The following is a 264-nucleotide window of genomic DNA, read 5'->3' as shown; positions in this document are numbered from 1 at the left end:
CCAGGTTGAAGGAGTGGGACACGTAGCCGCTGGCGGCGTTGAGGTTGCTGTAGGTGGCCAGGGTGCCCACGACGGTGCCGGAGGAGTTCAGGACCTGGACCGACAGCTTGTCGTAGGCGGTGCTGGTGGTGGTTTCGGCGGTGTCGATGTGCAGCCAGAAGGAGAAGTTCGCCGTCTTGCAGGTGGAGGCGATGCTGACCTTCTGGGACAGGGTGTCGGTGTGGGTGGTGCCGTAGCCGTCGAGCCAGGCGTCGTAGCTGCCGG

General features: G+C 65.2%; 1 pseudogene. It reads right to left on the bottom strand.

The features are described 5' to 3' along the window. Window positions 1-264: pseudogene (locus GWK61_RS55715) on the bottom strand (hypothetical protein); the annotation flags it as partial.

This window comes from Catenulispora rubra (assembly GCF_015356825.1).
GTDB lineage: Bacteria > Actinomycetota > Actinomycetes > Streptomycetales > Catenulisporaceae > Catenulispora > Catenulispora rubra.
Note: the sequence above shows the minus strand (reverse complement) of the source record. Positions and strands in the feature narration are given on the sequence as shown.